We start from the raw sequence: 21621 nt of genomic DNA, 5'->3' as shown, positions 1-21621 counted from the left end.
CAGTGCCGTTACCAGCTCGCCTTACGGTGCAGCTTCCACATCCGCATGATGGTGGAGGAGTCGATCGTCCACTCGACGCCGGCGATCTCGTCGTGGGCCGCGATGTAGACCCGGCCCTGCCACAGTGGAAGCAGCCGGGCGTCCTCGGCGAGGATGCGCTGGGCGTCCTTGAGCGTCGAGCCCGCTGCGGCCCGGTCGCTCTGCCGCCGGGACTCCGGCAGCAGCTTGCCCGTCAGCTCCTCGTCCTCGTAGGGCACGCCCAGGGCGTTCTCCGGGCCGACGAACGGGCCGATGTAGTTGTCGGGGTCCGGGAAGTCGGGGAACCAGCCACGGCCGAAGACGGCGTACTCGCCCTTCTTGATGCCGTCCTGGTAGTCCTTCCACGTCGCCTTGTGCTCGATCCCGACCTTGAACAGGCCCGAGGCGTTGAGCTGGCGCTGGATCTCCTCGAACTCCGTCCGGGCGCTCGTGCCGTAGCGGTCCGTCGTGTACCAGAAGGTCAGCTCGACCGGCGTACTGATCCCGGCGTCGGAGAGCACCTCCTCCGCCTTCTTCCGGTTGGGCTCGCCGTACTCGTCGAAGAAGGCGCTGGTGTGGCCGGTGATGCCGCCGGGGACCATCGAGTACAGCGGCTCGGCGGTGCGCTGGTAGACGTTGCGCACCAGGGCCTTGCGGTCGATCACCTGGGCGATGGCCTGGCGGACGGCCGGGTCCTCGACGGACTCGTGTCCGGGGTTGAAGACGAGATAGCGGATCTCGGTGCCCACGATGTCGTGCAGGGAGACGTCCTTGTTCTCGAACTCCCTGTCCTGGATCGTGGAGATCTGCTCCGGCGTCAGTCCGCGGTAGGTGAGGTCGAGCTTGTCGTCGCGCAGGGCCTCCACCATCTTGGCCGAGTCGTGGAAGTAGCGGATCGTCACCGCCTTGTTCTCCAGCTCGGCCGCGCCCTTGTAGCTGTCGTTGCGGACCAGCTCGGCCCGGTCGTCCGGGGCGTACGACTTCAGCACGTACGGCCCCGAGCCCGTGACCTCCTCGGAATCGCGCAGTGCGTCGGCCGGGTAGTCCTCGGGGTCGACCAGGGACGCGGCCGGGGTGGCGAGGACCAGCGGGAAGGTGGCGTTCGATTCCCTGAGATGGAAGATCACCGTGTGATCGCCGCTGGTCTCGATGCGGTCGAGGGAGTCGAGCAGGGGTGCCGGGCCGACGGGCGCCGCGATGTTGATCGTGCGCTCGATCGAGTACTTGACGGCCTGTGCGTCCAGCGGGCGACCGCTGGAGAACGTGAGCCCGTCCTTGAGCGTGCACCGGTAGACCTGGCTGCTGTTGTCGGTGAAACCGCAGCTCTCGGCGGCGTCGGGCTCAGGGATGGCGCTGGCGTCGGGAAAGTGCAGCAACGTCTGGTAGACATTGCGGTACAGCTCCCACGAGCCATCCCAGGCGCCGGCCGGGTCGAGCACGCTCGGCGCGCTGGTCGTCCCGACGACGATGGGCTCGTCCTCTTCTCCGTCCCCTCCGGTCAGTGAAGCACAACCGGCGAGCAGGGCCACGGCCGACCCTATCGCCATGCTTCGGAGAAGCCTCTTCCGGCTGAACACGTGCACGCTCCTCGTTGAACGGGGCCACAGCGGAACATCGGTGCGTGCGAGAGATACCACCGGCTCCGGGAGGCGCTTTTCCCGCTCCCCATGTCTCGGCCCCGCGCAGAACGCACCAGGTGCGGCAGCGGACCCGCAGCCTGTGACGACGCAGACCCTACCGCAGCCTTGGCCGGAACTACATGGACAGATCAACGACCTCTGCGCCGGTCGTCACGACCGTCACGCAACCGGCAGCCACGGTGACTCAGCGGTGTCCCCGAAGGACCCCGCGACCCGGTTTCGCGGTCCCGCCCGCGCCCACGCACGTCCTCGGCGCCGTGCCTGTTCACAGGCCCGGCGCCGAGGACGTGGCATGCGGTACGGGCGTCAGGCGACGCCCGCGTTGAGGAACAGGCCGCCGTCCATCACCAGCGTCTGGCCGGTGATCCACTGCGAGTCGTCGGAGGTGAGGAACGCGGCGGCGCCCCCGATGTCCTCCGGCAGCCCGAGCCGGCCCAGCGGGTAGCGCCGCACCGCCTCCTCCTCCCGGCCCTCGTACAGGGCCACGGCGAACTTGGTCTTGACCACGGCGGGCGCGAGGGCGTTCACGCGCACACCGGGGGCCATCTCCTGGGCCAGTTGCAGGGTGAGGTTGATCATCGCCGCCTTGCTGATGCCGTAGGCGCCGACGAAGGGCGACGCACTGACCCCGGCGATCGAGGCGACGTTCACGATCGTCCCGCCGTGCTCACGCTGCCAGGCCGCCCAGGTGCGCTGAGCGAAGCCCAGCGCCGAGACGACGTTGGTCTCGAAGACCTTGCGGGCGACGTCCAGGTCGAGTTCGGCGATCGGGCCGAAGACCGGGTTCGTGCCGGCGTTGTTGACGAGATGGTCCACCCGCCCCCAGGCGTCCATGACCCGCTCCACTACCTCGGCCTGGTGCGCCTCGTCCCGCGCCTTGCCCGCCACACCCATGGCCCGTTCCGGGCCGAGGGCGTCGACGGCCTCCTTGAGGGACTCCTCGTTACGCCCGGTGATGCAGACCCGGTCGCCCCGGGCGACCAGCGCCCGCGCGATCCCGTATCCGATGCCCCGGCTGCCGCCGGTGATCAGGGCGACCCTGCCGGTGTCCGGCGTCGTCATCGCAGCCCTGCCTTTCGCTCGTGCGGAGATGGTCCGTCAGTCCAGCGGTCCGCCGGCCACGTACAGCACCTGGCCGGAGACGAAGCCGTTGTCGTCACGGGTGAAGTAGGCGACGGCACCGGCCACGTCCTCGGGGCGGCCCACGCGCTGCACCGGGATCTGGGAGGCGGCCGCGGCCTTGAAGTCCTCGAAGTCCATGCCCACCCGGGCGGCGGTGGCCGCCGTCATGTCGGTGGCGATGAAGCCGGGTGCGACGGCGTTCGCCGTCACGCCGAACTTCCCGAGCTCCTTGGCGAGTGTCTTCGTCAGGCCCTGCAGCCCGGCCTTGGCCGCCGAGTAGTTGGCCTGGCCCCGGTTGCCCAGCGCGGAGGAGGAGGACAGGTTCACGATGCGCCCGAAGCCGGCGTCCACCATGTGTTTCTGGCAGCCGCGGGACATCAGGAACGCGCCGCGCAGGTGCACGTTCATCACGGTGTCCCAGTCGGACTCGCTCATCTTGAACAGGAGGTTGTCGCGCAGGACTCCGGCGTTGTTGACGAGGATGACCGGTGCGCCGAGCTCGGCGGCGATCCGGGCGGTCGCGGCCTCGACCTGTTCGGCGTCCGAGACGTCGCAGCCCACGGCGAGCGCCCGCCCGCCCGCCGCGGTGATCGTCTCGACGGTGTCCTTGCAGGCGCCCTCGTCGAGGTCGAGCACGGCGACGGCCCGCCCCTCCTCGGCCAGCCGGACGGCGGTGGCCGCTCCGATGCCTCGCGCTCCGCCGGTCACGACCGCGACGCGCTGTTCGCTGCTGGACATCCTGGTCTCCTCGTTCTCGAAGGGGTGAGCAACCGCTTAGTAGCGTGGGTGAGGGTGACGCTAGAAGCCGGGCCCGGAGCTGTCAACGGTCTCCCTGAACAGCGGTGTCGTCCGAGCTCACCGGCGTCGTCCGCCCGGCCGGTCCGGACGCGGCGGACGCACCAGCACGTCCAGCAGCCGCTCGACCTCCGCCGCCGGGTCCGCCGTCAGCCCCGAGTGCACCGGGCCGGGCTGAACGACGGTGCTGCGCGGGGCGATCAGCCAGCGGAACCGCCGCCCGGCGTCGTCCGCCGCGGCCTGCCCCGCCCGCGCTCCGCCGTGGCACACGTGCTCGACCGCGCGCAGGGCCGCGTGCACCCCGGCCAGGTCGACGGCCGGGTCCAGCGCGAGGAGCCGGCGCTCGTCCAGCGCCGTGCGGGCCGCCACGAACCCCCGGGCCCGGCAGTAGACGACGACCCCGGCGTTGATCCGCTCGCCGCGCTCGACCCGGGGGACGACGTGCAGGAGCGCGTACTCGAAGACGACGCGGTCCGGTGCGGTGCCCTCGCTCATCGGGCCGGCTCCTTCCAGTCCGTGAGCCAGCCGGGGGCCCGGGAAGGGCGGTCGGCCGTGGGCGGCCCCAGCGTGACGCGCTCGTGGACGCCCGCCGCCCGCTCCGTGAGCAGCCGTACATAGGCCGCGCGCACCTCGTCCGGTGCCGTGAACCCGGGCTCGTCCACGAGCCACTCGTCGGGCACGTCGGCGGCGCAGGCGGCCAGCAGCTCGGGCGTGACGCGCGGAGCGAGCCGAGCCGCCGCGGCGGCCACGTCCGGGCCGAACGGCGCCAGGGCGTGGTCGGAGGCGTCGTAGGGGCGGGCCGCGGCCGCCTCGGCGGTGGGCCAGTTGTGGTGCCAGATCATGCTGGCGCCGTGGTCGATGAGCCAGAGGTCGCCGTGCCACACGAGCAGGTTCGGATTGCGCCAGGAGCGGTCCACGTTGCCGATGAGCGCGTCGAACCACACCACCCGCCCGGCCTCGGCTCCGTCCACCCGGTAGGCCAGCGGATCGAAGCCGAGGGAGCCGGGCAGGAAGTCCATGCCGAGGTTGAGACCGCCGCTCGCCTTCAGCAGCTCCTGCACCTCCTCGTCGGGCTCGCCGAGGCCGATGACGGGGTCGAGCTGCATCCGCACCAGCTCCGGCACCCGCAGCCCGAGCTCCTGGGCGAGCCGGCCGCAGAGCACCTCGGCCACCAGCGACTTGCGGCCCTGGCCGGCCCCGGTGAACTTCATGACGTAGGTACCCAGATCGTCGGCCTCGACGATCCCGGGCAGCGATCCACCCTCGCGCAGGGGCGTGACGTACCGGGTCGCGATGACTTCGGTCAGCATTTCGCCAGGCTATACGGCCACCGGGCCTTGCGATCCACGGACGGGCCGCCGGGCGAAGCCTCGCCCGCCCGCCGCGGCCGGATGCCGGCGCGTCCAGAAGACGTCCAGAACGCGTCCAGGATCCGTGCAGGGCACGCGGAGCACAATGGCCCCCGCCCCGCGTGGCACGGAGGTCCGGCATGCCGCGCACACGCCTGCCACGTGCAGCCGAACGGGAGGTGCCGTCGGCCGAAGCCCCTGAGATGCGTGCGACGCCCCGCCCTGCCCCCGCCCGTCCCCTCACCGTCGCCCAGCCTCGCGAACGGAGCCCCGTGACGATGACCGCCCCCTCCTCCGCAGCGTCCGAGTCCCGCCTCCAGCTCTCCTTCGGGCAGGAGCAGTTGTGGTTCCTCGACCAGATGAACCCCGGGCAGACCACCTACAACGTCACGCACGCCCACCGGTTGCGCGGCCCCCTCGACGTGTCCGCGCTGGAGCGTGCGCTCAACCTGCTGACGGCACGGCACGAGCAGCTGCGTGCGACCTTCCACGCGGCGGACGGCGTCCCGTACCAGGTCATCTCCCCCGCGGTGGAGCGGCCGCTGCCGGTGCGCGACCTGACCGGACAGGCCCCCGGAGAGCGGGAGGACGCGCTGCGGCGGGAACTGCGGCAGGAGGCCGACACCCCGTTCGACCTGTCCGCGGGGCCCGTGTCCCGGTTCCGGCTCTTCCGGCTGGCCGACGCGGAGCACGTGCTCTGCCTGGGCTTCCACCACATCGTCACCGACGGCTGGTCCACCGGGGTGCTCGGCCGCGAGCTCGAACACGCCTACCGGGAACTGGCCGCCGGGCGGGAGCCGGCGTTGCCGGAGCTCACGGCCCGGTACGCCGACCACATCCTGCGCCAGCGCAGGCAGCGGGTCGACGGCGTGTGGGAGGACGAGCTGAAGTTCTGGGAGGAGCGCCTCGCCGGGCTCGCGGCGCTCGAGCTCCCAGCCGACCGGGTCCGGCCGGCCGAGCCGACCCACCGCGGCGAGACCCTCACGGTCGACTTCCCTCCCGAACTGCTGCGGCGGGCACGCTCACTGGCCCAGGAGCAGGGCGCCTCCCTGTACATGGTGGTCGCCGCCGCGCTGACCGTCGTGCTCAGCCGGTACAGCGGGCAGGAGGACATTCCCGTCGGCGTGCCCATGCTCGGCCGCACCGAGCCCGAACTCGAGGACGTCGTCGGCCTCTTCATCAACATGACGGTGCTGCGCTGCGACCTGTCCGGCTCCGTGACCTTCGCCGGGCTGCTGGAACGGGTCGCCGACGCCAACCTCGACATCTACGACAACCAGGACGTTCCGTTCGACCACGTCGTCGACCGGGTCCAGCCGACCCGGGACGCGGGCCGCAACCCGCTCTTCCAGATCGCCTGCCAGCTGCTCGGCGAGGGCGCCACCGGCGACGTCCTGCGCCTGGAGGGGCTGAGCGGCGAGCCGGTCCGGGTGGTCGGCGGGCAGTCCCGGTTCGACGCGTCGTTCAACTTCGTCGAGGGCCCGGAACGTCTGCGAGTCGACGTGGAGTTCGCGACCGACCTGTACGACCGCTGGCGGATCGAGGCCATGACCGGCCACTTCCGTACCGTGCTCGAGGCGGCGTGCGCGGCCCCCGACACCCCGGTGGGCCGGCTGCCGCTCCTCACCGAGGAGGAGCGGCGCACCCTGCTGGAGGTCGGGCGCGGGGCGGACTTCGACTTCCCCACCGAACCGCTGCACGCCACGATCGCCCGGACCGCCCGGGAGCACCCGGAACAGCTCGCCGCCGTCTGCCGCGGCCGGGAGATGACGTACGGCGAGCTGACGCGCCGGGCGGACAAGCTCGCCCGGTACCTGCGCTCCCGAGGTGTGCGGCACGAGCAGGTCGTGGCCATCGCGATGGACCGGGACCTGGACACGCTGGTGGCCATCCTGGGGGTCATGGCTGCCGGGGCCGCGTACACCGTCATCGACCCCTCGCACCCCGACGCCCGCCTGGACTACATGCTGCGGGACACCCAGGCCCCCCTGGTCCTCACCCGGGCGGACACGCTCGGCGAGCTGCCGCCCTCCTGCGGCTGGCAGAGCCTGCTGATCGACGCCGACTGGGACGAGGTCGAGGCCCAGCCCGCGGACGAACCTCTGGAGGAGTGGGCGGGACCCGGCTCGCTGGCGTACGTCCTGTACACCTCGGGCTCGACGGGAACGCCCAAGGGCGTGCTCGTCGAGCAGCAGGGCCTGCGCACCTTCGTCGAGGCCTACCGGCGCACGTTCGGCGCGTGGGGGCGCGAGGACCGGTTGCTGCAGCTTCCCGCGCTCACCTTCGACATGTCCCAGGGCGAGATCTTCACCGGGCTGACCAGCGGTGCGACGCTGGTGCTGGTGTCGCCGGGGGAACTCTCGTCGCCCGAGTCGCTGGGCTCCCTCATGCGGGAACAGCGGGTCACCTACGCCGGTCTGTCGCCGACGATCCTGTCGCTGGTGGACGCGGAGCCCTATCCGGACCTGAAGTACATCATGGGCGGGGCGGAGGTCCTGCCGGCCGAGCTGGTCAACAAGTGGAACCTCCCCGGCCGCATGTTCGTGAACCTCTACGGCCCCACCGAGGCGTCCGTGGCGACCACCGAGTACCTGTGCGAGCACCAGGAGTGGACGTCCTCGCCGCCCATCGGCCGGCCCGAGTTCGGCCGACTGCACCACGTCGTCGACCCGGAGCTCAACCTGGTGCCGGTCGGCGTTCCGGGCGAACTGCTCATCGGCGGGCGGGGGCTCGCCCGGGGCTACCTCAACCAGCCGGCGACGACCGAGGAGAAGTTCGTGCCCGACCCGGTCCTGGGCGAGGGCCTGGTCTACCGCACCGGCGACCTGGTGCGCTGGACCCCGGACCTCCAGATCGACTTCCTCGGCCGGCTGGACAACCAGGTGAAGCTGCGCGGGCTGAGGATCGAACTCGGCGAGATCGAGTCCCAGCTGGTCACCCACCCCCAGGTCCGGATGGCGCTGGCCCTGCTGCGGGAGGACGGCGGCGAGAAGCGGCTCGTGGCGTACTACACCGTGCTCGGCGACGCCTCTCCGACGGCGGCCGAGCTGCGGGCCCACCTGGGCCGGACCCTGCCCGAGTACATGGTGCCGACGGCCTGGGTGGAGCTGGCCGAGTTCCCGCTCACCGCCTCGCGCAAGATCGACCGCGCCGCGCTCCCCGCCCCCGTGACCGACCGGGACCAGGATCAGGACGGCTACGTCGCCCCCTCCACTCCGACCGAGGAGAAGCTCACCGAGGTTCTCGCGACGGTACTGGCCGTGCCGAGGGTCGGGGCCGACGCCAACTTCTTCGCGATGGGGGGCAACTCGCTCCAGGCGATGCGCGTGGTCAGCCGGCTCAACAAGCACTTCAAGGTGAAGGTCAACGTCCGGCTGCTGTACGGCGGCGCGACCGTCAAGACGCTGGCCGCCGCCATCGACGAGCTCGTCCGGAAGGCGGCCGAGGCGCGTGGCTGAGACCGCGCGGACCGCCGTGCCCGGAGGCGGGGAAGGGGCCGGGCCAAGGCGGGACGGCGCCCCGGCGCCCGCCGTGGCCCGGCCCGCCCCGGGCGTCTTCGCCGCCGTCTCCGGCACGGCAGGCCGCGCCCCCTCCGGGGAAGCAGCGCAGACGCCGCCCGCGCTGCTGCCGACCGACCGGCCGCGCCGGCCCTCGGCCTCCCCTGGGCAGGCCGGTCCCGCCCGGACCGGCCTCGCCCGTACCCCGCTCGGCCGGGCGGCCGGCGCCGCGACGGAGGCGCAGCTCCTGGCCGCCTTCGCCGCCGTCCTGCACCGCTACACGGGCCAGGACGCGTTCTCCTTCGCCGTCTCGCTCCGCCCCCCGGGCGACGGCACCCCGCGGGTGTCGAGCTACCACGTGACCGCGGACGCCACGCTGGCCGAGTTGTCCCGTCAGGCCGTCGGGCAGGGGGGCTCTCCCTGCGCCGGCGGGTACGAGTTCGTCCTCTCCCTGCCCGCGGGGGTGGCGGGCGCCGGAGCCGGCCCGCCCTCCCCGCCCACGGCCGAACTCCGCTACGACGCGGCCCTGTTCGACGGCAGCACGATGGACCGGCTGCTCGTCTCTTACCGCACCCTGCTGGCAGACGGGCTGGCGCGGCCCGGGCATCCCGTGGCCCGGCTGCGGCTGCTGCCGGAGGCCGAACTCCACCGCATGCTCGTGGAGTGGAACGCCACCGAGGCCGAACTCCCCCACGACGTGTGCCTGCACGCCGCCTTCGAGCGCGCCGTCGGGCGGGCGCCCGAGGCCGTCGCCCTGGTCGACGGCGTCCGCCGATGGACGTATCGCGAGATCAACACGGCGGCCAACCGGCTGGCCCACCATCTGCGCGGCCTGGGCATCGGCCCCGACCGCCGGGTCGGCATCTGCCTGTACCGCTCCCCCGACCTCCTGGTCGCCGTCCTCGGCGTGCTCAAGGCGGGCGGCGCCTACGTCCCCCTCGACCCGGAGTACCCGCGTCGGCGTCTCGCCGCGATGACGACCGGCAGTTCCTGCGCGGCGATCGTCAGCGGCGCCGGGCCCGCCGGACGGCTTCCCGCACCGGAGACCCGGGCCGGCGTCCCCCTGGTGCTGCTCGACCGCGACGCCCCGCTCCTCGCGCGGTATCCGGAGGACGATCCCGTCGGCGGCGCCGGGCCCGAAAACCTCGCCTACGTCATCCACACCTCGGGGTCCACGGGTGCTCCCAAGCCGATCGCCGTGCGCCACCGCGGCGTAGCAAACAACCTCGCCGACCTCAACACCCGCTTCTCCGTGGGTCCGGGGGACCGGGTCCTGGCTCTGTCCTCGCCCAGCTTCGACATGTCGGTGTACGAGTTCCTCGGCCTGACGCTCGCCGGGGGCACGGTGATCCTCCCCGAGCCCGGCCGTGCCAGGGACCCCGAGCACTGGGCCGGGCTGCTGACCGAGCAGCGCGTGACCGTCTGGAACTCGGCACCCGCGCTTCTCGAACTGACCGTCGAGCACCTGGAGTCCTCCGGGTCCCCGCCCCTGAGCTCCCTGCGGCTGGCGCTGCTCGGCGGCGACTGGATCCCCCTCAGCCTCCCCGACCGCGTCCGCGCACTCGCACCGAACCTGCGCTTCGTCGCCCTCGGCGGCGCCACCGAGGCGTCCATCCACTCCACGCTCCACGAGGTGGCGTCCACCGACCCGGCGTGGACGAGCATCCCGTACGGCCGGCCGATGGCCAACCAGCGGGCCTACATCCTCGACGCGTCGCTCCAGCCGGTGCCGCCGGGCGTGCCCGGAGAGCTCCACCTCGCGGGCATCGGCCTCGCGCGCGGCTACCTCGACCAGCCTGAACGGACCGCCGAGCGCTTCCTCGACTGGTCCTGCGGCGAGGTGACGGGCGAGCGCCTCTACCGGACGGGGGACGTGGCCCGCTACGGCCCGGACGGCCTGATCGAGCTGCTGGGCCGCCGCGACTTCCAGGTGAAGCTGCGCGGGCTGCGCGTCGAGCTGGGGGAGATCGAGGCGGTGCTGCGCAGCCATGACACGGTCAAGGACGCGGTCGTCGCCGCCCGCGAGGACGGTGCGGGAGAGCGGCGGCTCATCGCCTACGTGACCGCCCGCCCGGGACGGGCGCCCGCTCCCCGTGAGCTCCGCGAACACGCCGCGCGAGCGCTGCCCGGCTTCATGGTCCCCGCCGCGGTGCTCGCCCTGGACGCGCTGCCCCTGACGGCCAACGGAAAGGTCGACCGCGGGGCCCTGCCCGCGCCGCCGGACCCGGCCGGGGCCGGCTCCGCGCCCCACACCTCACCGGCCACGGAGACGGAGAGCGTCGTGGCCGACGTCCTCGCCCAGGTGCTCCGCCTGGAACATGTCGGTACCGAGACCGGGTTCCTCGCCCTCGGTGGGAACTCCCTGCAGGCGCTCCGCGCCGTCAACCGGCTCAGCAAGCACTTCGGCATCAGGGTGAACGTACGGCTTCTCTACGGCGGCGGGTCGGTCCGTGCCATCGCGTCCGCCATCGACCAGCGACTCGCGGAGGCACCGTGACCCAGGCGCACGAGCCGTCCACCGAAGGCCTCGTGGCGCTGCGGCCGGGCGGCGACCGGGCGCCCCTGTACTGCGTCCACCCGGTCTCCGGGTCTCCGTACTGCTATACCGGGCTGAGCCATGAACTGGACCGCGGGCAAGCCGTCTTCGGCTTCGAGGCGCCGGGCTTCGACGGCCTGGGGCGGCCCGCAGGTTCCATCAGGGAGCTGGCCGAACGGCACACCGCGACCCTCCGGTCCGTCCGCCCGCACGGCCCCTACCAGCTCCTCGGCTGGTCGCTGGGCGGGGTCGTGGCGTACGAGATGGCCCGGCTGCTCGCCGCCGGGGGCGCGGAGGTGCCGGTGCTCGTGCTGATCGACCCGGCGGTGCCGAGACCGGCGCCGCTCCCGCCGGTGGCCACCCTCACGCGCCACTTCCTGTACGACTTCCTGGGCGTCGTCGAGGGGCAGGCGCCAGAACTCGACCGCGCGATGACGCGGCTCCCGGCGGCGGCCGGGCCCGGCGAGCGCTTCGCCGCCCTGGCGGCGGCCGAGGCGGTCCCGGAGGAGTTCGACGAGGAGTTCCTGCTGGAGCGCTTCCTCCTCTTCCGTACCCATCTCTCGGCGCTGCTGAGCCATCCCATGGACGCGTTCCACGACGGTCCCGCGATCCTGGTGAGGGCGTCGGCGTCGCCGCCGGAGCTGCTGGACTGGCGCTCCCGCGTGCGCGACCTCACGGACCACGTGGTGTCCGGGAACCACCACTCGATCTGGCGCGGGCCCGGGCTCACCGCCATCGCCCGCATCGTCGCCGCGGCGCTGCTCGGTCCGGACCCCGCACACGGCCGGCCCCGGGGCGCCACCGGGCCGCCGGGCGGAGACGGCGCCGCATGAGCGAGCCCGGCACCCGCACCGAGGCGGGCCCCGATCCGGCCGGGGACCCCGGGGCGCCGAACCCGGCGCCGCCGCGCAGCCTCTGGCACCACCGGGACTTCATGGTGTTCTGGGTGGGCGAGGCCTGCTCCCTCTACGGCACCCAGATCACCCATCTCGCGCTGCCGCTCACCGCGGTCCTCGTCTTCGAGGTGGGGCCCGAGCAGCTCGGGCTGCTGCGGTTCGCCCAGCTCGTGCCCTTCCTCGGGCTCGCCCTGCTCTTCGGCGTGTGGGTGGACCGGGTGCGCAAGCGGCCGGTGATGCTGGGCGCCAACCTCTCCCGGATGGTGCTCATCGCGCTGGTGCCGATCCTCTACCAGTTCGACCTGCTCACCCTCGGGCTGCTCTACGCCCTGGCCTTCAGCGTCGGCGTCGCCTCCGTCCTCTTCGACGTGAGCTGGATGTCGTACGTCCCGGTGCTGGTGAGGGACCGGCGCAGCCTCGTGGAGGCCAACACCAAGCTGAGCGCCACCCTCTCCTCGGCCGACGTCGCCGGGCCCGGGCTCGCGGGCACGCTGGTGAGCGCGTTCTCGGCGCCGGTCGCCATGGCGTCGAACGCCGTCACCTACGCCGTCTCGGCGGTGTCCCTGATCCTGATCAGGACGCCGGAAGGCGCCCCCGCGCGGGCGCGGGAGAAGCGCCGGCTGCGGGCCGAACTCGCCGAGGGGCTGCGGTGGGTGTTCGGCAACCGGTGGCTGCGCGCCATCGGTCTGGTCGGCTGCTCCTGCAACTTCCTCCTGACCCTGGTGCAGTCCCTGTTCCTGCTGTACGCCGTGCGCGACAAGGACCTCTCCCCGGCCGCGGTCGGCTTCGTCATGGGGGCGGCCGCGGTCGGCGGCCTGCTGGGCGCCCTCGTCTCCGGCGCCGTGGTACGCCGTCTCTCGCTGGGGACCGCCTACCGCGTCTCGGTCTCCGTCATCTTCCTCGGCCCGCTGCTGATCCCGGCCGCGGGCGGCCCGCGCTGGCTGCTCGTCGCCCTGTTCGTGGCCTCGTTCTTCATGGAGTACTTCGGCAGCAGCATCGCCAACGTCATCATCGTGAGCCTGCGCCAGGCCATCACTCCGCAGGCCCTGATGGGCCGGATGACAGCCGCGATGCGCATGCTCCTGTACGGCGGTGGGGCACTCGGCGGCCCCGTCGGGGGGCTGCTCGCCCTGCTCCTGGGGCTGCACGGTGCCCTGTGGCTCGCGGGGGCGCTCTCCGCGGCGATGCTGGTGCCGATCGTGCTGTCGCCCGTGGGGCGGGTGCGGACGATGCCCGAGGGGCCCGACGACCCCGCGCTCGGCGCCCGGCCCGGCCCGCCTCACCGCCACGGCCCGTGAGCGGCCGGCGCCCGCGGCCGAGGGGGCGAGGCCAGCGCGCCCAGCCGGGCGAGCGCGGCCTGCCGGGCGGCCGTCGGCTCACGCTGGGCGCACTCCGCCGCGTAGACGCCGAGGAGCTCGGGGAGGCGGTAGCGCAGTCCGCACTCCTCGATCAGATGGGCGTCGACCAGGACGTCGAGCAAGGCGCGTGCGGTGGGCAGGTCGGTGCCGGCCAGCGCCGCCGCGACGCGGACCGTGATCCGGCCGCGCCGGTACATCCCCAGGTGGCGGAACATGCGGGCCGCTTCGGCCGGCAGTACCTGGTAGGACGCCTCGAACGCGCTCCGCACGTCGGCCAAAGCGTCGTCCGGCACCGCGAGGCAGTCCAGTCGCCCGGGTTCCGAAGCGCACCGCTCCAGGAGCCGCTCCGGTGGTTCGCCTGCGGCGGTGAGCCGCTCGGCGAGGACGCGCAGGGCCAGTGGCAGCCCGCCGCACAGTGCCGCCAGCCGCCGTGCGGTGGCCACCCGTCCCTCGAGCCACCCGTCGGTGAGTGTGGTGAGCAGCAGGGTCGCCGCGTCCTCGTCCAGCGGCCCGAGGGTGACGGTGCGCGCCCCGTCCCGCGCGGCCAGCCCCGCCAACCGCTGCCGGCTGGTGGCCACGACACCGGAGGGGCCGCGCGGGATCAGCGGTCTGATCTGGTCCGCGCTCAGGGCGTCGTCCAGCACCACCAGCATCCGCTGGTCGTACAGCAGGCTCCGGTACAGCGCGGTACTGCCCACCAGGTCGCGCGGAATCCGCCCGCCGTCCACTCCGAGACTGGTCAGGACCTGCCGCTGGGCGTCGGCGGCGTTCAGCGGCCTCCCCCGCAGTCCGCTGCCGCCGAGGTCCACGTAGACCTGACCGTCCGGGAAGCGGTCCGAGACCGCGTGGGCCAGCCGCAGGACCAGCGCCGACTTCCCCACGCCCGCGGGCCCCTGGACGAGGACCACCGTGGCGGCCGGGCCCGCCGCGCGGCGGTCGGCGCCCACGAGGCGTTCCAGCTTCTCGAGCTCCCGCCCCCGCCCTGTGAACCCGCTCACTGCCGAAGGGAGTTGCGCCGGTCTCGGCAGCGGGGTCGCGGCGCCGGCGCCCCGCGCCACGGAAGCCCGCCCGGTGTCGGCCCCCGCCGGGGTGGCGAGCGCGCGGCGGACCGCCGGCTCCGCGCGCCCGTCCAGGATCTGCCGGTGCAGGTCCCGCAGCTCCGGCCCGGGCTCGATGCCCAGCTCCCTCCGCAGCAACCGCCGTGTCTCCGCGTACAGGCGGAGGGAGTCCGCCTGTCGGCCGCCGCGGCACAGGGCCAGCATCAGCAGCCAGCGCAGCCGCTCGCGCAACGGCTCCTCGGCCGCCGCGCGGCTCAGCCCGCCGACCGCCTCGCCGTGGCGCCCGGCCGCGACCATGACGGCGCCCCACTCCTCGACGGCGGTCAGCCGCGCATCCCGCAGACGCGCGCCCTCCAGGGCCGCGAACGGCCCGGGTATCCCCGAGAACGCGTCGCCCTTCCACAACGCCAGAGCCTCCTCGTACAACCTGGCCGTCGCGGCGCCGTCGCCACGTTCCCGGGAGCGGCGGGCGTCGTCGTGCCGCAGCACGAAGGCCGCGGCGTCCACGGCGTCGGGGTGCACGCGCAGGCGGTACCCGCCCGGTTCCGAGGTGAGCACCGAGTTCGGGCTCCGCCCGTCGTGCCGCGGTTCCAGCACGCGCCGGAGTCCGGCCACATAGGTGTGGACGCCGTTGGCCGCGGTGCGCGGAGCGTGACCGCCCCAGAGCGCCTCGATGACGGCCTCACGGCCCACCGCCTCCCCGGCCCGGCTCGCGAGCAGGCCCAGCAGTGCGCGCTGTTGTGGCGGGCCGGCGGCCACCTCCTGCCCGTCCCACCAGGCCCGTACGGGGCCCAGGAGCTGAATCCGGAGCGTTCCCACGGCATTGCTCACCTGTTCGCTCACTCCTTTGCGGGGCTCGTTCGTACCTGCCGGACGTGCGGCCGAGCGGCGGCCGCGTCGTGGACTCCGGAACGGGTGGGGAGAAGCACCGGGTTCGGCGTTGCGAGCCGTGCCGTGAACGGAGGGATCGGAGCCGGTACCGTCCGCAAACACCTCGGACGGTTATGCCCAGGGACACTTCCCGATGCGAAAGATGCAGATTGTGGCCCAGGCAGGAGTTCACGCCTCCGGAGGCGGAAATACGGAACCCCCATGACGGGGCGGGTCAGCCGCCGAAGGGGCCCGCCCGGCCCGGGTGGGCGTCGCGGGCCTCATGGACCAGCCGATGCGCCGTGTCAACCGGCGCTCCGTCAACAACCCTGTGCACTCTGCCCGTTGGGGTCACGATCGGCACTGTAGCGCGCGTCGGCGGCCGAGGGCAGAGGCGTGAAGGATCTCCATATCAGCAGTCACATACCTTATCTGACGGTATGGGAGTTTTCTCATCCCCGCCAGGACGTCATATGTGCTGGGCAGAATCCATTGACCGGGTAATCGACCGGCCGGTACATTCTGGCGACGATCGGGCGCTTCCGGGTCCCGGAATCAGCAGAAGCACCCTCCGCACGATTTCACGGCTCAGGCACGTCAAGCCGCGAGGGCTTTCGCATACGCCGCTTGTGCCCCGCGAAAGAACCACGGCCTTGCCATACCCAGGAGTGGAGTTTCGTGGATTTAGCTGGGAAGTTCCTCAAGGACGCGCCGCTGGCGCCGATTCCGGGCCCCGGCACGCGCTTCCCGCCGGTCGTGGGCGAAACCGAACCGTCCCCCCGGACGACCACAGTGCCTCGTCACCCCGACGGCCCCCGGACGCGACCTGCGGGAGAGCCCGTGACACGCGCCGGCCACCGGGGGCCCGAACCCGTTCCCGCCCCCGGTCCCCGGCGTCCGCCCGGGACCACCCGCGCCACGGGGAGGAGGCCGAGATGACCCTCTCTCCCCAAGACCGGGCGGCGGAGGCCGCGGCCGAGCTCCGGCGGCAGGCGGAGGAGTTCTTCGCCCTCCCCGAACTGCGGCACACCGGCGCCGACCGGCTCCGCGAGGTGCGCGAGTCCATCGCGAGCTCGGGGACCTACACGCACACCCCCGAGGAGCTGTTACTCGGCGCCAGGCTGGCCTGGCGCAACCACGCCCGCTGCGTCGGCCGCATGCACTGGCGCAGCCTCCGGCTGCTGGACTTCCGCGGCTGCCGCACCGCCGAGCAGGTCGCCGAAGCCTGCTGGGAGCACCTGCGGTTCTCCACCAACGGCGGGCGCCTGCGCGCCGCGATCTCGGTCTTCGCGCAGGCCGTCGGCGAGTCCGGGATCAGTATCCTCAACCCGCAGCTCATCCGGTACGCCGGTTACCGCGGAGAGGACGGAACGGTCCTGGGCGATCCGCTGCACACCGAGCTGACGGAGCTGGCCGTGTCCCTGGGCTGGAAGGGAGCGGGTACCGCCTTCGACGTGCTGCCCCTCATCGTCCGGATGCCCGGAGAGGCGCCCCGGATGTTCGACATCCCCGAGGGCGTCGTCATGGAAGTGCCCCTGGTCCACCCGCGGTTCGGCTGGTTCGCCGAGCTCGGCCTGAAGTGGCACGCGAACCCGGCGATCTCCGACCTCGACCTGGAGATCGGCGGCATCCGCTACCCCGCCGCGCCGTTCAGCGGGTGGTACGTCGGTTCGGAGATCGGCGCCCGCAACCTCAGCGACGTCGACCGCTACGATCTGCTCCCCACCGTCGCCCGGCGCATGGGCCTGGACCTGTCGCACGACCGCTCGCTCTGGAAGGACCGGGCGCTGGTCGAGCTGACGGCCGCGGTGCAGCACAGCTACCGCCTGGCCGGCGTCCACATCGTCGACCACCACACGGCCGCGCGGCAGTTCGTCGACCACGTCGAGCGGGAGGAGGCCGCCGGCCGCACGGTGCCCACGCAGTGGTCGTGGGTGAACCCTCCGATGTCCAGCAGCACCACGCCCACGTTCCACCGGGAGTACGACGCCCCCGACTTCGGTCTGCGGCCCAACTTCGTCGCACGGGCCGACCGCTCGCGGTGCCCGCTGTCGGCACTCGGGCCCGAGCCGGGCCGTCCGCCGCGGTTGGCGCCCGAGTGAGGCGCCGCCGGCCCCGGTGCTTCTCACCCGGCACTACACTGCGGGCCATGGAGTGCTTCGCCGCCTGCCGCCGACGCCACTGAGGCTCCTGCTCACCGCCGGCTCCCTCGGCCGTGTGCGGGATGACGGACGCCCTTCTCCTGGCCTCCAGGGGAGAACCCTCAGCCCGAAAGGCGCACTTCCATGCTCATCCGCGCGTTCGTTCCGCACGATCTGACGCGACTCACCGAACTGACGATCGACGTTTTCCGGCCATTCTACGAGGACTACTTCCGCCCGCTCGTGGGCGAGGAGGTCTTCGCCCATCAGCACGGCGACTGGCGCGGGGACTACCGCAGGCAGGTAGCCGAGCTCCACGCCCCGGAACGGCACGCCCATGTCGCGGTCGCCGAAGTGGCGGGCGGTGTCGCGGGGTACGTGGCGTGGTGCGTCGACCCGGCTCGCCGGAACGGCGAGCTGACGCACCTGGCCGTCGCGGCCGAGCACCGCGGGCGGCAGCTCGGCACCGCCCTGTGCGAGCACGCCTTCGGGCGGCTGCGGGCGCTCGGTGCCGAGGTGGTCGAGATCGGCACCGGCGGGGACCCGTTCCACGCCCCGGCGAGGGCCCTGTACGAAAGCCTCGGCTGCACCCCGCTCCCGGTCACCGTCTACTACCGGCGGCTCTGAGCCGGACGTCCCGTCCGGGGGCGGGTGCGCCAGGCGCTCACCCCCGGGAGGGACCGTCGGCCGGCCGGGCGTGACGGTGAACGGACGGGCGGCGGAGTGCGTACTCCCCCACACACTGGCCGCCTCAGCAGGAAGGCTCACCATGAACGCACCCGTGACCAGCCGACGCGCCCTTCTCGCCGCGACGGGCGCCGCCGGGCTCACCACCGCGCTCGTCGCCTGCGGTGGTTCCGACGGCTCCGGCGGCTCCGAGCCGGGCGAGACCCCCTCGGACGCGAGCGGGACGCCGGGCCGGGAGGAGACCGCTCCCGCGCCCGAGGGCGAGGAGCTCGCCGCCACCTCGGAGATCCCCGAGGGCGGCGGTACCGTCTTCCGCGACCAGGAGGTCGTCGTCACCCAGCCGCGCAGCGGGGAGTTCAAGGCCTACTCGGCGGTCTGCACCCACCGGGGCTGCCTCGTGGGCGGCGTCGAGGGCGGCACGATCAACTGCCCCTGCCACGAGAGCCGGTTCGCCATCGAGGACGGCAGCGTGGAGAGCGGCCCCGCCCGCCGTCCGCTGCCCGAGCAGCGCATCACGGTCTCCGGAGACAGCATCCGCCTCGCCTGAGCCCGGGGGAGGTCAGCCGAAGCGGCGGGCCTCGGCCGGGCGCAGGGCCGTCGCCACCGCGTCCGCGAGCGTCGGCAGTTCCCCGACGTCGATCCCGGAGACCGTGACCCGGATCGCGGGCGGGGTGGCGACGCGGAACCGTGCGCCCGGGGCCACGGCCCAGCCCGCCCGCTGCAGCGCGGCCACGGCCGCCGTCTCGTCGGGGACCGGAACCCACACGTTCATCCCGGACTTCCCGTGGCACGTCACACCCCGTCGCGTGAGCTCGGCGAGCAGCCCCGTGCGACGGCGGCCGTAGGAGCCGGCGACCGTCCGCGGGTCCACGGCGTGCTCGCGCCACAGGTGGGCGACGGCGCGCTGGAGCAGCAGGCTGACCCAGCCCGGGCCCAGCGCCTGCCGGCCGCGGAGCCGGTCGAGGGTGAGCGCGTCCCCGGTCACGACGGCGACCCGCAGGTCCGGCCCGTGCGACTTGGCCGAGGACCGCAGCACGGCCCACCGGGCGGTGGTTCCGGCCAGGGTGTGGAACGGCGCGTCGACGATCCCGTGCCCGTGGTCGTCCTCGATGAGCAGCGTGTCGGGGTGCGCGGCGAGGAGCCCGCGCAGGGCGCGGGCGCGCGCCGGGCCGACGGCCGCGCCCGTGGGGTTCTGCGCCCGGGACGTGACGGCCAGCGCCCGGGCCCCGCGGACCAGCGCCTGTTCGACGTCCCCGGGGACAGGCCCCTCGTCGTCGACCCGGACCGGCACCATCCGCAGCCCGAGGGCGGGAGCGAGGTCGAGGATGCCGGCCCAGCCCGGGTCCTCGACGGCCACCGCGTCCCCGGGGCGCAGGTGGGCGGCGAGTACGCGCTCCACGGCGTCCAGGGACCCGGAGGTGACGGCGACGGGGCCGCCGGGCACGCCGTCGGCGTCGAACGCGGACCGGGCCTGGGTGGCGAGTTCCTCGTCGACCGCGGGGTCGCCGTAGAGGGTGGGCCGACGGGCGTAGTGGGCCGCCGCCTCCGCCAGCGCAGCGTCGAGCGGCGGGAGCAGCGCGGGGTCGGGGTTGCCGTTCGCGAGGTCCCGGGCGCCGTGGGGCACGTCCGAACGCATCGCCTGCCGCGGCGCGCTGGCGGGCCGGGAGCGCACGCGGGTGCCGCGGCGGCCCGCCGTCTCGACGATGCCGCGTTCGCGCAGGGTCCGGTAGGCGGCGGCGACGGTGTTGGGATTGACGCCGAGTCGGCCGGCGAGGTCCCGCAGCGCGGGCAGCGTGTGCCCCGGCGGGAGAGCGCCGCTGCCCACGCCGCGCTCGACGCTGTCGGCGATCTCCGCTGCGCGGCGACCAGTGATCCGGTATTCTCCTAGCACAAACAACATTATGCACTAGTACATGAGGAGACGCCACACCATGTCGACGAGCGCCACCGGTTCCTACACCGAGACGCCCTACACCGTCCCGACCCGCAACAAGAAACGCGCCGCCTACGACCGCGAGACCGTGCACGCGATACTCGACGCCGGTTACGTCTGCCACCTCGGCTTCGTGCGGGACGGCCGGCCGGTGGTACTCCCCACGCTGTACGGGCGCGTCGGCGACCGGCTGTACGTGCACGGCTCCACCGGCTCCCGCCCGCTCAACACCGCCGGGCGGGACGCCGGACTGCCGGTGTGCCTGACGGTGACGCACGTCGACGCGCTGGTCCTCGCACGTTCCGCGTTCCACCACTCCGTGAACTACCGCTCCGTCGTCGTGCACGGCGTGGCGACGCCGGTGACGGACCCGGTCGAGAAGGCCGAGGCCCTGGACGCCCTCGTCGACCACGTACTGCCCGGCCGCGCGGCCGACTCCCGGCCCGCCAACGACAAGGAGCTGGCCGCCACCGCCGTCCTGGCCCTGGACCTGGAGGAGGTCTCGGCCAAGGCCAGGACGGGCGGGCCCAACGACGACCCCGAGGACGAGTCACTCCCGTACTGGAGCGGCCTCCTGCCCGTCGGCGTCGTCCACGGCGAGCCGGTGCCCGCCGAGGGGCTGGACCCGGCCGTCGCCGCCCCGGGCTACCTCACGTCCCCCGCCCGGCCCTGAGGCCGAACGGGCCTCGGCCAGCACCAGCGCCGTCACCGCCGCCAGCAGGATCGCCGTCCCGGTGACCGTGGCGGCGGTGAGCCGCTCGCCGAGCAGGGTGACGGCGATGGCGGTGGCCGCCACCGGCTCGATGAGCGCGATGACGGAGGCGGTCGCGGCCCGCACCACGGCCAGCCCCGCGAAGTACAGGGCGTAGGCCAGGGCCGTCGGGACGGCGGCCACGTAGGCCATCAGCCACAGGGAACGAGCCACGTCACCGCCCTGCGGCCACAGCCCCTCGGCCGCCGCGAAGGGCAGAAGGAGGGCGGCGCCGACGGCGAAGGCCCACAGCGTGGTGCCGAGCGGGTCCCCGGCACCGCCGTCCCGGCCCCGGCCCCGGGTGTAGAGGGTCATCGCCGAGTAGCCGAGGGCGGACAGCAGGGCGTAGCCCACGCCGAGCGGCACCACGGTTCCCGAACCGTCGGCGCCGCCCAGGACGAGGACGCACAGCCCAGCGAGCGCGCACGACACCGCCAGTGCCCCGCTCCGCCCCAGGCGTTCGCCCATGAGGACGCGGCCTCCGAGGGCGACGAGCACGGGCCCGGCGCCGAGGGTCACGACCGTTCCCACCGCGAGGCCGGTCGCCTCGACGGCCGCGAAGTAGGCGGTCTGGAAGGCCGTCAGCCCGAATCCCGTGACGAGGAGGGGGAGGAGCGGGCGGCGCCGTCCGGTCGTCCGCACGGGCGCTCGGCGCCGCCACAGGCCGCGCACGGCCGCCAGCAGCACGAAGCCGCCCGCGGTCCGCCAGAAGGTGAGCGCCACCGGGCCGAGCCCGCTGCCGTCGAACAGCAGGGCCGCCGCCGCTCCTGCCGTGCCCCAGGCCACCGCCGAGACGGCGACGAAGAGCAGACCGCGCCCCAGAGGCAGCGTCGTCGGGGCCGGCTGGGAAGCCGTCAGATCATGGTGAGTGCGTTGCATGTCGAGGTGCTCCACAACGAGTCGAAATGAGGTTTCGTCCCGTGTGCGGGCAGCCCGCGCCGACGCGGGGGCGCACGGCCCCGGCGTGTGT

The 21621-nt window shown here is 73.5% G+C and carries 15 protein-coding genes and 1 pseudogene; 8 read left to right on the top strand and 8 right to left on the bottom strand.

Translation table 11 applies throughout. The annotated features are described in order from the left end of the window. Positions 1-8 precede the first annotated feature (8 nt). From O7609_RS23945 to O7609_RS23925, 5 genes are all read right to left on the bottom strand, one after another. Positions 9-1565 (bottom strand): ABC transporter substrate-binding protein, encoded by a 1557-nt coding sequence (locus O7609_RS23945; protein ID WP_269744238.1) that lies wholly within the window; start codon positions 1563-1565, stop codon positions 9-11. 399 nt (positions 1566-1964) lie between these two features. Further along, complete coding sequence (locus tag O7609_RS23940) at positions 1965-2720, bottom strand: SDR family oxidoreductase (protein ID WP_269744237.1); 756 nt, start codon at positions 2718-2720, stop codon at positions 1965-1967. Between the two features lie 36 nt (positions 2721-2756). Beyond that, a complete protein-coding gene (gene fabG, locus O7609_RS23935; RefSeq protein ID WP_269734929.1) occupies positions 2757-3518 on the bottom strand; it encodes a 3-oxoacyl-ACP reductase FabG in 762 nt (253 codons plus the stop codon). A 117-nt stretch (positions 3519-3635) separates the two neighbouring features. Further along, positions 3636-4070, bottom strand: coding sequence for a DUF3037 domain-containing protein (locus tag O7609_RS23930; protein ID WP_269734930.1), 435 nt, complete (start codon positions 4068-4070; stop codon positions 3636-3638). Next, a complete protein-coding gene (locus O7609_RS23925) occupies positions 4067-4885 on the bottom strand; it encodes a HipA family kinase (RefSeq protein ID WP_269734931.1) in 819 nt (272 codons plus the stop codon). The genes O7609_RS23930 and O7609_RS23925 overlap by 4 nt, the downstream gene beginning before the upstream one ends. 317 nt (positions 4886-5202) lie before the next feature. Here O7609_RS23925 and O7609_RS23920 point away from each other — a divergent pair, with 317 nt between their 5' ends. The 4 genes from O7609_RS23920 to O7609_RS23905 are packed head-to-tail and all read left to right on the top strand — an operon-like array spanning position 5203 to position 13151. Beyond that, on the top strand, positions 5203-8382 hold the full coding sequence (locus O7609_RS23920; protein ID WP_269737129.1) for a non-ribosomal peptide synthetase: 3180 nt from the start codon (positions 5203-5205) through the stop codon (positions 8380-8382). After that, complete coding sequence (locus O7609_RS23915; protein WP_269744236.1) at positions 8375-10918, top strand: non-ribosomal peptide synthetase; 2544 nt, start codon at positions 8375-8377, stop codon at positions 10916-10918. The genes O7609_RS23920 and O7609_RS23915 overlap by 8 nt, the downstream gene beginning before the upstream one ends. Beyond that, positions 10915-11790 (top strand): thioesterase domain-containing protein, encoded by an 876-nt coding sequence (locus O7609_RS23910; protein ID WP_269734933.1) that lies wholly within the window; start codon positions 10915-10917, stop codon positions 11788-11790. The genes O7609_RS23915 and O7609_RS23910 overlap by 4 nt, the downstream gene beginning before the upstream one ends. Then, positions 11787-13151 (top strand): MFS transporter, encoded by a 1365-nt coding sequence (locus O7609_RS23905; RefSeq protein WP_269734934.1) that lies wholly within the window; start codon positions 11787-11789, stop codon positions 13149-13151. The genes O7609_RS23910 and O7609_RS23905 overlap by 4 nt, the downstream gene beginning before the upstream one ends. On the opposite strand, the gene O7609_RS23900 is transcribed toward O7609_RS23905, so the two are convergent. Beyond that, complete coding sequence (locus O7609_RS23900) at positions 13133-15100, bottom strand: AfsR/SARP family transcriptional regulator (RefSeq protein WP_269744235.1); 1968 nt, start codon at positions 15098-15100, stop codon at positions 13133-13135. The genes O7609_RS23905 and O7609_RS23900 overlap by 19 nt on opposite strands. 974 nt (positions 15101-16074) lie before the next feature. Here O7609_RS23900 and O7609_RS23895 point away from each other — a divergent pair. The 3 genes from O7609_RS23895 (at position 16075) to O7609_RS23885 (ending at position 18514) form a co-directional block, all read left to right on the top strand. After that, positions 16075-17241 carry a nitric oxide synthase oxygenase gene (locus tag O7609_RS23895; protein WP_269744234.1) on the top strand — a complete coding sequence of 389 codons (1167 nt, stop codon included), beginning with the start codon at positions 16075-16077 and terminating at the stop codon, positions 17239-17241. A gap of 183 nt (positions 17242-17424) precedes the next feature. Beyond that, entirely contained in the window at positions 17425-17907 is a 483-nt protein-coding gene (locus tag O7609_RS23890; protein ID WP_269734937.1) for a GNAT family N-acetyltransferase, read from the top strand. Positions 17908-18049: 142 nt separating this feature from the next. After that, positions 18050-18514: a Rieske (2Fe-2S) protein gene (locus O7609_RS23885; RefSeq protein WP_269734938.1), complete on the top strand. Its 465-nt coding sequence runs from the start codon at positions 18050-18052 to the stop codon at positions 18512-18514. A 12-nt stretch (positions 18515-18526) separates the two neighbouring features. Here the strand turns inward: O7609_RS23885 and O7609_RS23880 are convergent, their stop codons facing one another. Then, on the bottom strand, positions 18527-19858 hold the full coding sequence (locus tag O7609_RS23880; protein WP_269737130.1) for an aminotransferase class I/II-fold pyridoxal phosphate-dependent enzyme: 1332 nt from the start codon (positions 19856-19858) through the stop codon (positions 18527-18529). A gap of 40 nt (positions 19859-19898) precedes the next feature. Between O7609_RS23880 and O7609_RS23875 the strand changes: the two genes are divergently transcribed. Then, complete coding sequence (locus O7609_RS23875) at positions 19899-20573, top strand: pyridoxamine 5'-phosphate oxidase family protein (protein WP_269734939.1); 675 nt, start codon at positions 19899-19901, stop codon at positions 20571-20573. On the opposite strand, the pseudogene O7609_RS23870 reads toward O7609_RS23875, so the two are convergent. Then, positions 20571-21530: pseudogene (locus tag O7609_RS23870) on the bottom strand (DMT family transporter); the annotation flags it as partial. The gene O7609_RS23875 and the pseudogene O7609_RS23870 sit on opposite strands and share 3 nt — an antisense overlap. Between the last annotated feature and the right edge of the window lie 91 nt (positions 21531-21621).

It is taken from the genome of Streptomyces sp. WMMC1477, assembly GCF_027460245.1.
Taxonomy (GTDB): Bacteria; Actinomycetota; Actinomycetes; order Streptomycetales; family Streptomycetaceae; genus Streptomyces.
The sequence above is the reverse complement of the archived record's forward strand: the minus strand, read 5'-3'. Positions and strand labels throughout refer to the sequence as shown.